The organism is Nocardiopsis sp. CNR-923 (assembly GCF_001942255.1).
GTDB lineage: Bacteria > Actinomycetota > Actinomycetes > Streptosporangiales > Streptosporangiaceae > Nocardiopsis.
Genome location: NZ_MKKC01000136.1, coordinates 1 through 10,766 on the forward strand (window position 1 = coordinate 1; position 10,766 = coordinate 10,766).

General features: G+C 74.0%; 9 protein-coding genes and 3 pseudogenes. 3 read left to right on the forward strand and 9 right to left on the reverse strand.

Annotation, left to right across the window (positions count from 1 at the left end):
• From BJF83_RS31355 to BJF83_RS29995, 4 genes and pseudogenes are all read right to left on the reverse strand, one after another.
• A pseudogene (locus BJF83_RS31355) lies at positions 1-108 on the reverse strand (hypothetical protein); the annotation flags it as partial.
• Positions 99-284: a PKD domain-containing protein gene (locus tag BJF83_RS29990; protein WP_394329379.1), complete on the reverse strand. Its 186-nt coding sequence runs from the start codon at positions 282-284 to the stop codon at positions 99-101. The pseudogene BJF83_RS31355 and the gene BJF83_RS29990, both read right to left, overlap by 10 nt.
• Entirely contained in the window at positions 281-1,738 is a 1,458-nt protein-coding gene (locus tag BJF83_RS23775) for a S8 family serine peptidase (protein WP_262391819.1), read from the reverse strand. Before BJF83_RS23775 ends, BJF83_RS29990 begins: the two co-directional genes overlap by 4 nt.
• A gap of 151 nt (positions 1,739-1,889) precedes the next feature.
• Positions 1,890-2,978: a helix-turn-helix transcriptional regulator gene (locus tag BJF83_RS29995; protein WP_075928076.1), complete on the reverse strand. Its 1,089-nt coding sequence runs from the start codon at positions 2,976-2,978 to the stop codon at positions 1,890-1,892.
• A gap of 149 nt (positions 2,979-3,127) precedes the next feature.
• Between BJF83_RS29995 and BJF83_RS30000 the strand changes: the two genes are divergently transcribed.
• Entirely contained in the window at positions 3,128-3,745 is a 618-nt protein-coding gene (locus BJF83_RS30000) for a hypothetical protein (protein WP_262391820.1), read from the forward strand.
• 31 nt (positions 3,746-3,776) lie between these two features.
• Here the strand turns inward: BJF83_RS30000 and BJF83_RS30005 are convergent, their stop codons facing one another.
• Complete coding sequence (locus BJF83_RS30005) at positions 3,777-4,760, reverse strand: AAA family ATPase (protein WP_075928078.1); 984 nt, start codon at positions 4,758-4,760, stop codon at positions 3,777-3,779.
• A gap of 194 nt (positions 4,761-4,954) precedes the next feature.
• Here BJF83_RS30005 and BJF83_RS23795 point away from each other — a divergent pair, with 194 nt between their 5' ends.
• Positions 4,955-5,458, forward strand: a complete 504-nt coding sequence (locus BJF83_RS23795; RefSeq protein WP_075928079.1) for a DUF1772 domain-containing protein — start codon at positions 4,955-4,957, stop codon at positions 5,456-5,458.
• Here the strand turns inward: BJF83_RS23795 and BJF83_RS30010 are convergent.
• Complete coding sequence (locus BJF83_RS30010) at positions 5,455-5,589, reverse strand: hypothetical protein (RefSeq protein WP_262391821.1); 135 nt, start codon at positions 5,587-5,589, stop codon at positions 5,455-5,457. The two genes, BJF83_RS23795 and BJF83_RS30010, sit on opposite strands and share 4 nt — an antisense overlap.
• 38 nt (positions 5,590-5,627) lie before the next feature.
• Between BJF83_RS30010 and BJF83_RS23800 the strand changes: the two genes are divergently transcribed.
• Positions 5,628-6,005: a DinB family protein gene (locus BJF83_RS23800; protein WP_262391822.1), complete on the forward strand. Its 378-nt coding sequence runs from the start codon at positions 5,628-5,630 to the stop codon at positions 6,003-6,005.
• A 57-nt stretch (positions 6,006-6,062) separates the two neighbouring features.
• On the opposite strand, the gene BJF83_RS23805 is transcribed toward BJF83_RS23800, so the two are convergent.
• From BJF83_RS23805 to BJF83_RS23815, 3 genes and pseudogenes are all read right to left on the reverse strand, one after another.
• A complete protein-coding gene (locus tag BJF83_RS23805; RefSeq protein ID WP_075928080.1) occupies positions 6,063-7,523 on the reverse strand; it encodes an FAD-dependent oxidoreductase in 1,461 nt (486 codons plus the stop codon).
• Between the two features lie 83 nt (positions 7,524-7,606).
• Positions 7,607-9,699: pseudogene (locus BJF83_RS23810) on the reverse strand (molybdopterin oxidoreductase family protein).
• A pseudogene (locus BJF83_RS23815) lies at positions 9,696-10,766 on the reverse strand (MFS transporter); the annotation flags it as partial. The pseudogenes BJF83_RS23815 and BJF83_RS23810, both read right to left, overlap by 4 nt.

Consider the following 10,766-nt stretch of genomic DNA (forward strand, 5'->3'; position numbering starts at 1 on the left):
GTAGGAGACCGCGAGGAATCCGCCCAGCACGGTGTACAGGACGACGATGCCGACGCCGATGGCGATGGCGGGCGCGGGGTCGAGACCGAAGACCTGGTCTAGAAGTGCCAGGTGGTGCGGCCGGTGCCGGTGGTGCCGTCGCCGAAGTTCCAGCCGTAGGAGACGATCGGCGCGTCCCCGGCGCTGGACCCGGAGGCGTCCAGGCTGCACAGGTAGAACCACGGGTAGCAGGAGCCGCTGAAGTCGGCGGTCGGCGCGGTGTGGTCCGGAGCGCCCACCGTCACCTCACGGTGTCGGAGTTGGTGGCGCCGGTGTCGTCGGTGACGGTCAGGGTGACGGTGTAGGTGTCCTGGCTGGCGTAGGCGTGGGTGGTGGTGGCGCCGCTGCCGGTGGCGCCGTCACCGAAGTCCCAGGCGTAGTCGGTGATCTCGCCGGCGGATGCGGACCCGTCGAAGGAGCAGGTCAGGGTGGTGTCGTCGCAGGAGTGCGAGATGGAGGCCACGGGGCCGTCGGGCGGGGTGGTGCCGCCGCCGGGGAAGACGTCGGGGTCGCTCACGTCCAGGAGCGGCTCGTGGATCCCGTCGCCGGAGGTGTCGTTCCAGTCGTGGTTGCCCGCGTCGGTCAGGGTCTGGTAGATGGCCATGACGCCTGCGCGGTCGGAGGGCCTGGCGTCGCCGGCGGCCAGCAGGGCCAGGCCGCCCGCGGCGTGCGGGGAGGCCATGGAGGTGCCGCTGATGGTGTTGTAGCCGCCGCCGGGCCAGGTGGAGGTGATGCAGGAGCCGGGGGCGGCGATCTCGATGACGGAGCCGTAGTTGGAGAACGTCGACAGGGTGTCGTCGGAGTCACCGCGGCAGCTCAGGCGGCCGCCGTTGCCTCCGGGCTGGCCGTCGGAGTCGGCCAAGGAGGAGACGGTGAGCACGTCGGGGTGGTTGGCGGGGAAGAAGTTGGCGCCGTTGACCGCGCTGTTGCCCGCGGCGACGGCCCAGGCCACGCCGGCGTCGACGGCGCTGGTGATGGCCTGGCTCAGGGCCTGGTCCCTGCAGCCGTTGCAGCCCAGGCTCATGTTGGCCACGGCGATCTGGTCGGCGTTGGCGGTGACGTAGTCCACGCCCGCGGCGATGCCCGCCAGGGAGCCGGTGCCCGCGGAGCTCAGGACCTGCACGTTCCAGATGTCGGCCCCGGGAGCCATGCCGACGACGCCCTGGTCGTCGTCGATGGCGGCGGCGCTGCCGGCGACGTGGGTGCCGTGACCGTTGCCGTCGCTGGCGGTGTTGGACACGCACGTGCCGCTGGTGCAGTTCACCGAGTCGACGACGTTGAGGTCGGGGTGGGACCCGTCGACGCCGGTGTCCAGGACGGCGATGGCCACGTCGGGGACGTAGTCGGGCTGTCCGTTGATGTCCAGGTTGGGGTTGTCAGGGGCGAAGGTGCGGGAGATTCCGGTGGGGGTGTCCTGGTCGAACGCCTCCAGGACCTGGTCCTCCTGGACGTAGGCCACGTCGGGGTCCAAGAGCAGGTCGGCGGCCTCGGCGGCGGTCATGTCCGCCGCGTAGCCGGTCAGGGCGTGCTCGTAGACGCCGTTGGGGTCGTCGCCGTTGCGCTGGGCGACCTCCTCGGGGTCGGCGGCGTCGTCGAGGACGACGATGTAGGTGCGTTCGGTGGGGTCGGTCGTGTCCAGGAACGCGGGGATCTCCGGTTCGGCGGCGGCCGGCGAGGCTGCCAGGAACGGCAGCACCACGCGGCCGCGATCGCGGCGCCGATCTTGCGCATGTGGGGGAACCCTTCGATGGGGGATGCGTGGGTGGGGTGGCCACCCATGTGTCATGGTCCGTGGCGGGGCGTGGCCGAACAATACGTATTTACTACGTAGTTAAGAAGTAATCGGGGTGCTACGTAGCGGACGGATTCGAGGGCCCTGACAGGTCGCGCCGCGAGCGCAGACCGAGTTTGGCCAGAGCGTTGGCCACGTGGGTCTCCACCGTGCGCGGGGACAGGTGCAGCAGCGCCGCGATCTCCCGGTTGGTGCGCCCCTGGGCCGCCAGGGCCGCGATCTCGCTCTCGCGCGGCGACAGCCGCTGGTCCCTGCGGCCGCGCCCGGCCCCCGCCACGGCGACCACCCCCTGGGCGCGCAGGGCCCGGCGCACCCGCGCGGAGTCCCATGCGGCGCCGAGCCCCGTGTAGTCGGCCAGAGCCGCGCGCAGACCCTCCACACCGGCCGGTACGGCTTCCCGGTGGTCGGGGCGGGCCAGGCGGGTACGTGCGGCCGCCTCACGGGCCTGGGCGGCGTCGTAGGGGCGCGACATCGCCCGGTAGGCGGTCTCGGCCTCGGCGTACAGGTGCAACGCCCGGTCGACGTGGCCGCGGTGGCGGGCGATGGCGGCCTCGAAGCGGGTCAGGGCCGCCTCTGCGGCCGGGGCGTGGGCGTCGCGCAACCCCGCGCGGAACCGGGCGCGCAGGTCCCGGGCCACGGCGCGCCGCCCGCTGTCCAGCAACGCCTCCATTCCGGGGACCAGCTCGGCGGCCCACACCCAGATCCCCTTGCTGGCCACCAGGGACACCAGTGCCTCGACCCGCTGCCATGCGGCCGCGTGGTCGCCCTGGGCGGTGGCCAGGCGCGCCAGGAGTCCGGCGGCCAGCGCGCGCACGGGCACGGTGTGGTCGGGAGTGGGGCGCGGCGCTTGGGGATCGGGGTGGACGCGTGCCAGCAGGGTCTGGGTGGTGGCCGGGTCGCCCTGGGCCAGGGCCAGGCCCGCGCGCACGACGGTGAGTTCGGCGGTGACCGCGTGCAGGTGGGCCAGGCGCGGGGATCGCAGATTGCGTTCGGTCTCCTCGGCCAGCCCGGGCCACTTGCCGCGCACCCAGTCCAGCACCAGGCGCAGGGTGTGGGCGCTCTCCCGCACGTAGGGGGCGTCGGCGGCGACCGACCAGTGCGTGGCGTGGTCCAGGTGGTCGTCGGCGCGGTCGTAGTGGCCGAGCATGACGCGGCGTCGGCGAGGTTGAGGGAGGCTCGGGCGAACTCGCGGCGTCGCGCCAGGGTGTCGGGGGTGGGATGGGCGTGGGTGGGCCCGGGGTCGGGCAGTGCGATCCGCCAGGCGCCGGGGTCGCCGATCTGGGCGAGCAGGGTGGCGTGGTTGACCGCGACGATCTGGCCGACGACGGGGTCCTGGCTGCGGTCGGCGGCGGCCACGGCCCGTTCCATCCACCGGCGGTGGGTGTCGACGGAGTCGGAGGTGTCGCGGGGCACGGCCAGCGCGCACATGGCGCGGGCGGCCAGGTCGGGTCGGGTGGACAGTTCGGTGGTGGCGCGCACGAGTTCGCCGCGCGCGGTGCGGCCCTGGGCGGCCTGGTTGAGCAGGAGCAGGCCCAGTTCCATGCGCAGTTCGCCGCGTTCGGCGACGCTCAGGCCCGGGGTGGTGAGCACGTCGCGCAGCAGGTCGACGGTGTGTTCGGCGCTGATGCCGGTGAGGGCGGCCCGGCCGAGTTTGAGGGCCAGTTCGCAGCGGCGGCGCGCGGGCAGGCTCTGGCGGGTCAGGGCGTCGCGGAGCAGGGTGAGGGCGGTGCTGTCCTCGCCGTGGGCCAGGGCGAGGTCGGCGGCGCGCTCGGCGTGGTCGGTCCAGGCGTCCAGCAGTCCGGCCTCGCGGGCGTGTCGGGCCAGACGGGCGTGGTCGGGGTCGGGGGTCTCGGCCAGGACGGTCAGGGCGGCGCGGTGCAGGCGGCGGCGTTGTCACGGGCCAGGGCGGAGTAGCACACCTGGCGCAGGAGCGGGGTGGACACGGTCAGGGTGGCGGGGTCGGTGGTGTGCAGCAGGTCGCGCCGGCAGGCGCGGGCCAGGGCCTTCTCGGCGCGGTGCGGGGCCAGGCCGGCGACGCGGGCCAGGTGGCCTCGTGGGAGGGGGCGTCCAGGACGGCGGCGGCGCGCAGCACGCGGCGGGTGTCGCGGTCCACGGCGCGCAGGCGGTGCAGCCACCAGTCGCGGTAGGGGGGTGGGGACGGGGGGTGCGGCGGGGATGACGGGTTCGGTGGGCGGGCCGGCGGCCAGGTGGCGCAGGGTCTCCACGCGGCCAGGGGTTGGCCGCCGGTCCAGGCGGTGCAGGCGGTGGGCGTCCTCGGGGTCGACCGGGGGTGGGGGTCCAACAGGTCACGGGCGAGGATGAGCAGGTCGCCGGGGGTGAGGGGGTCGAGGGTGAGTTCGTGGTGGGTGGTGCTGGAGGGGGCGTGGGCGGCCAGGGCGGCCACGGGGAAGGAACGGGGCAGCTCCTCGGGCCGGTAGGTCAGGACGAGGGAGAGGGTGGCCGGGGAGACGGGGGGTGAGGTAGTGCAGCAGGTCGTGGGTGGTGGGGTCGATCCACTGCACGTCCTCCAGGACCAGGACGGTCGGCCCCAGGGCGTCCAGGAGTTCGGTGAAGGCGCGGTAGGTGCGGTGGTGGTCGTCGCGACCGTGGCGGCCGGGGGCAGGGGCGCGGGCAGGCGGTCGCCGTGTTCGGGGATGAGGGGGCGCAGGGCTCCGCACAACGGGCTGAGCCCGTCGGGGATCGGTGCGTCGCGGAGGGCTTCGATGACGGGGGCGAGCGGGAACGGTTCGGCCCGGGGCGGGCAGTTGCCGGTCAGGACGGTGGTGTCGGCCGCCTCGTGCAGTTCGTGGACCAGACGGGACTTTCCCGATCCGGCGGCCCCGGCCACGAGGACGAGGTGTCCGGGGTCTGCCGCCGTGCGCATCTGCCGTCGTTCCCGGGCGCGTCCGACGAGCGGGAGGGAGCACACCTACCGAACGGTATAGCGACACGCCGCCGGCGAAAAGGGGGTGCCGTCATACGGATCCGGCGTCAAGGGCGTTGGGAGTGGACATTGTGCTTACCTCGGGGGTGCGTCGACCTGGGGTGGGAGGGGCGCGGCGGGGGCGGGCCGGTATTCTGCGCGCGAAACCGCGGACGGGCGACGGGTTGGTGGGGTGAGCGATGGTCGAGGCGGTGCTCGTGATCGTGCCGGTGGTGTCGGTGGTGTCGGTGGTGTCGGTGGTGTTGACCGGTTTGTTCGCCGGTCTGTTCTTCGCGTTCTCGGTGGCGGTGATGCCGGGGCTGCGGCGTGTGGGCGACCGGGCGATGATCGCGACGATGCGGGGCGTCAACGCGGCGATCCTCAATCCGCTGTTCGCCCTGGTGTTCGCGGGCGCGGTGGCGGCGCTGGCCACGGTGGTGCTGTACGCCGCAGCGGGGGCGTGGGTCGCTGCCGGGTGGGCGTCGGCTGCCGCGGCGGGGCTGGTGGCGGCCCTGGTGGTGACGTTCGCGGCCAACGTCCCGCGCAACGACGCGCTGGAGGCGGCGGGCGCGGCCGAGGACATCGCCGACCCGGCCGCGGTTCGGGGAGCTTTCGAGTCGGCGTGGGTGCGCTGGAACCACGTGCGCGGCTGGGCGTCTGCGGCGGCGTTGGTGTGCGCGGTGGTGGCGGTGGCCGTGCGCTAGTCGGGAGGGAGTTCGTCGGCGGGGTGTTCGGTGCTCGCGGCGTGGTCGTTCCACGGGAGCAGGAGCGGGGTGGCCAGGAGCAGCAGTCCGGCTGTCGCCACGGCCGCGCGCACGCCCGTCAGCGCGGCCACCTCGCCTCGCGGCGGGCCGCCCTGGACGCGGCCGGGCGGTGGAGCCGTCCACGATGTCGCTGCTGGGGCTGGTGCGCCACATGGCGGAGGTGGAGCGGAACTGGTTCCGGCGGCGGTTGTCGGGCCTGGACGCGCCTGCGCTGTTCTGCACCCGCCAGGAGCCCGACGCCGATTTCGACGGGGCGGTCGCCGACCCGAAGGTCGTGCAGGAGGCCTGGCGGCTCTGGCGTGAGGAGGTGGCCTTCACCGACGACTTCGTGGCCCGTACGGCGTCGCTGGGTGCGACCTTCGAGATCCAGCGGCACGGTCGTATGTCGCTACGTGAGGTGCTGGTGCACATGGTGGAGGAGTACGCGCGCCACAACGGGCACGCCGACCTGTTGCGCGAGCGCATCGACGGCCGGGTCGGCCAGTAGCGGCGGGGATGGTGGTGCGCCCGCCGCCACGGCTGCACGGCGTGCGCGCCCACCGGGTCAGCCGACGCTGGCGGGGTCGGTGTCGCCGAGGCCGGACAGCAGGGCGTTGACGTCGCGCACGCACCCGCCGCACCCGGTGGTGGCGCGGGTGGCGTCGGCGATGGCCTGGCGGGTGCGGGCCCCGTCCAGCCAGGCCTGTTCGATGGTCTCGCGGGTGACGGCGTTGCACCGGCACACCAGGGCCTGCTGGCCGGTCTCGGCCCCTGTCTCGGGCGCTGCCACGGGCAGGCCCTGGACCAGGGCGAGGCGGTCGGCGGGCACGGGCGCGCCGGTGTCGAAGAGCTGGGACACGGTCGCCGCCGCCTCGGGAAAGCCCAGCAGGACGGCGCCGACCACGCGCTCGGCGCTGACCACGAGCTTGGCGTAGCGGCCGCCGTGCGGGTCGCTGACGGTCACCGTCTCCAGGCCCTCGGCCTCCTCCTCGTCGTCGTGGACCCGGCCGAAGGCGGTCAGTTCGATCCCCTCGGCCTTGAGGCGGGTCAGCGGGCTGGAGCCGCTGTAGACGGCGTGCGGCGCGGTCCCGGTGAGCCGCTGGGCGAGCACGGCCGCCTGGTCCCAGCCGGGTTGGACCAGTCCGGACCCGCCTCCGGGGTGCTGGGCGCAGTCGCCGATGGCGTGCACGCGCGCGTCGGAGGTGGTGAGGGCGTCGTCGACGATGACGCCGTGCTCGACCTCGATCCCCGCGTCCTTGGCCAGTTCGGTGTTGCCGCGCACCCCGGCGGTGACCACGAGCGCGTCCCCGGGCAGGACGCGCCCGTCGTCCAGTTCCAGGCCGGTGCCGGGGATCCAGCGGGAGGCCACCCGCCAGGAGTGCACGGTGACGCCGAGGGCGGCGTATCGGGCGGCGAGTATGCGGGCGGCGGGCTGGTCGATCTGGCGGCGCATGATCCAGGGCGAGGACTCAACGACCGACACGCGCATGCCGCGGCCGACCAGTCCGCGGGCCGCCTCCAGGCCCAGCACGCCGCCGCCCAGGACGACGACGGGCGCGCCGGGGCGGGTCAGGGACAGCACGCGTCGGCAGTCGGCCAGGTCGCGCAGTGCGGTGACGCCCTCGCCCGGTCCGCCGTCGGGGGCGGCCACGCCGGTGACGGGCGGGAAGGCGGCGCGGGCTCCGGTGGCCAGGATGAGTTCGTCGTAGGCCAGGCCGGTGCCGTCGTCGAGGGTGAGGCGGCGGCGTCGGGTGTCCAGGGCCGTGGCGGCCACGCCGGTGCGGACGGTGACGCCGGGGGTGTCGGGGACGGGCAGGCGGATCTGGTCGGGGGTGTAGGAGCCGGCGACCACGCCGGAGAGCAGCACCCGGTTGTAGGCGGCCTGGTCCTCCTCGCCCACGACGGTGACGTGGACGTGTTCGCCGGCCGGGTCCAGGCGGGCGACCTCCTCGGCGAAGCGGGCGCCGACCATCCCGTTGCCGACGACCACGATCTGACGCGGGGCGGGTCCCTGCGCGGTGCTCATCTGCGGCCTCCTGGTGGTGGTGTGGTGTCCCGGGCGGCGCTGGCCGGGGTCGTACGGGTGGGAGCGGGCAATGCCAGAACGTGTCACGGGCTGGGCTCGGGTTCCAGGCGGACCGCGCTGACCTTGAACTCGGGCATGCGGCTGGTGGGGTCCAGGGCGGGGTTGGTGAGGTTGTTGGCGGCCTGGTCTCCGGCGAAGTGGAAGGGCACGAACACGGTGTCCAGGCGGGCTGCGGGGGTGAGGCGTACCCGGGCGCGGGTGCGGCCGCGGCGGGAGGTCAGACGGGCCCAGTCGCCGTGGGCGAGTCCGGCGCGGGCTGCGGTGTCGGGGTGGACCTCGACGTAGGCCTCGGGTTCGGCGTCGGTGAGTTCGGGGACGCGGCGGGTCTGGGCTCCGGACTGGTAGTGGCCCATGAGGCGTCCGGTGGTGGCGATGAGCGGGTAGTCCTCGTCGGTGGTCTCGGCGGGTGGGCGGTGTGCGACGGGGACCAGGCGGGCGCGGCCGTCAGGGTGGGCGAACCGGTCCAGGAACAGGCGGGGTGTGGGTTCGCCGTTGGCGCGCACGGGCCAGTACAGGGCCTCGCCGTCGGCCAGGCGCTGGGGGGTGGCGCCGGAGTAGTCGGCCGCTCCCCCGGCGCTGGCGCGGCCGAGTTCGGCCAGGACGGTGTCGGGGTCGGTGGGAAAGCGTGCGGCGGGCTGTCCCAGGCGGACGGCCAGGTCGGCCAGGACCTCCAGGTCGGTGCGCACGCCCTCGGGAGGTTCGACGGCCTTGGCCCGGCGCAGGATGCGGCCTTCGAGGTTGGTCATGGTGCCCGACTCCTCGGCCCACTGGGCGACGGGCAGGACCACGTCGGCCAGGGCGGCTGTCTCGGACAGGACGAAGTCGGCGGCCACGAGCAGGTCGAGGGAGGCCAGACGGTCGCGGACGCGGTCGGCGTCGGGGGCGGACACGACCGGGTTGGAGCCGAACAGGAGCATGGCGCGGGGGCCGCCGTCGGCGCCCAGGGCGTCGAGGAGTTCGAAGGCGCTGCGGCCGGGGCCGGGCAGGGTGTGGGGGGCCACGCCCCACACGGAGGCGACGTGCTCGCGTGCGGCGGGGTCGTCGATGCGGCGGTAGCCGGGGAGTTGGTCGGCCTTCTGGCCGTGCTCGCGGCCGCCCTGGCCGTTGCCCTGGCCGGTGATGCAGCCGTATCCGGAGCCGCGGCGGCCGGGCAGGCCCAGGGCGAGGGCGAGGTTGATCCAGGCCGAGACGGTGTCGGTGCCCTTGGCGTGCTGTTCGGTGCCGCGGCCCGTCAGGATGTAGGCGGAGCGGTCGCGGGCGGCCCGGCCGAGCAGGTCGGCGGCCTGGCGGAGTCGGGCCGCGGGGACTCCGGTGACCTGTTCGGTGCGTTCGGGCCACCAGGCGGCGGCGTGCCGCCAGGCGTCGTCGAAGCCGTGGGTGCGGGCGCGAGGTAGTCGGTGTCGGTCCAGCCCTGGACGTGGACGGCGTGCAGCAGGCCCAGGGCCAGGGCCAGGTCGGTGCCGGGGCGGGGGGCCAGGTGCACTCCCCCGTCGTCGAGTGCGGCGCGGGCGGTGCCCGACCGGCGCGGGTCGATGACGATGAGGGTCGGTGCGGACAGGTGTCCCATCATCGGCGGCATGGTCTCGGCGGGGTTGGCTCCCGCCAGGAGGACGACCTGGGCGTCGGCCACGTCGGTGAGGGGGAAGGGCATGCCCCGGTCCAGGCCGAAGGCCCTGTTGCCGCCGGCGGCGGCCGAGGACATGCAGAACCGGCCGTTGTAGTCGATCTGTGCGGTGCCCAGCGCCAGTCGGGCGAACTTGCCCAGGGTGTAGGACTTCTCGTTGGTCAGGCCACCGCTGCCGAACACCGCGACCGTGTCGGGTCCGGACTCGGCGCGCAGCGCGTTCAGGCGTGCGGCGACGAAGTCCAGCGCCGTGTCCCAGCCCACCTCGGTGAGTTCGGCTTCCCGGTCCTCGCGCATGAGGGGTCGGGTGAGGCGGTCGGGGACGGTGAGGACGTCGGTGGAGGTCCAGCCCTTGCGGCACAGCCCGCCCCGGTTGGTGGGGAAGGGCGCCGGGCGGGCGGTCAGGCGTCCGTCCGGTCCGGTGTCCAGGCGCATGGCGCACTGGAGCGCGCAGTACGGGCAGTGGGTCGTGGTGCTCGGGCCTGGGGTCATCGTGCGACGGTCTCCGTGGTGCCGGTGGCCGGGGTCGGGGCGCCGGGGGTGGCGGCGGTGGGCGTGCGCATGTAGACGGCGTAGGTGACGGCGGCGCACACGGCGTAGAAGGCCAGGAAGGCGACGAGTCCGGGGGCGGCCGACTCGGTGGCGCGGAAGGACTCGCGGAAGACGAGGTTGATCGCGACGCCGCCGAAGGCGCCCATGGCGCCGATGAGGCCGAGCATGGAGCTGGCGACGCGCTTGTTGTAGGCGTGGGCCTCCTCGGGCGGGGTGCCCGCCGAGATGGCGCTCTGGGCCTTGGCCGCGTACAGGGACGGGATCATCTTGTAGACGGAGCCGTTGCCGATGCCGGTGAGGACGAAGACGACCGCGAAGACGCCGATGAACAGGGCCAGGTTGTCGAACTGGATGGAGGCGACGGCCAGGCTGGTGGCGAGCACCATCGCGATGAAGTTCCAGAAGGTGACCCGGGCGCGCCGAGGCGGTCGGCCATCGTGCCGCCGACGGGGCGGATGAGGGAGCCGATGGCGGGGCCGAGGAAGGTGACGGAGGCGGCCTGGAGGGGTTGGAGGCCGAACTGGTTCTGGAGCAGTAGGCCGAAGGCGAACCCGAAGCCGATGAAGGAGCCGAACGTGCCGATGTAGAGGAAGGACATGATCCAGAAGTGCCGGTCGCGGGTGGCGGCGATCTGGGCGGAGACGTCGGTGCGGGCACTGGTGAGGTTGTTCATGCTCCGGAGGGCGACCCAGACGGCCAGGAGGATGAGGGGGGCGTAGAACAGCGGGACGAGGTGTCCGGCGCTCGCGGTGAACAGGGCGATGACGGCCAGGCCGACGAGCTGGACGGTGGCGACCCCGATGTTGCCGCCGCCGGCGTTCAGGCCGAGCGCCCAGCCCTTCTCCTTCTCGGGGAAGTAGAGGTTGATGTTGGCCATGGAGGAGGAGAAGTTGCCTCCGCCGAAGCCTGCGGTGGCGCCCAGGACCAGGAACAGCCAGTAGGGGGTGTCGGGGTTCTGGATCAGGTAGAAGGCCAGGGCGGTGGGGATGAGCAGCAGGGACGCGGAG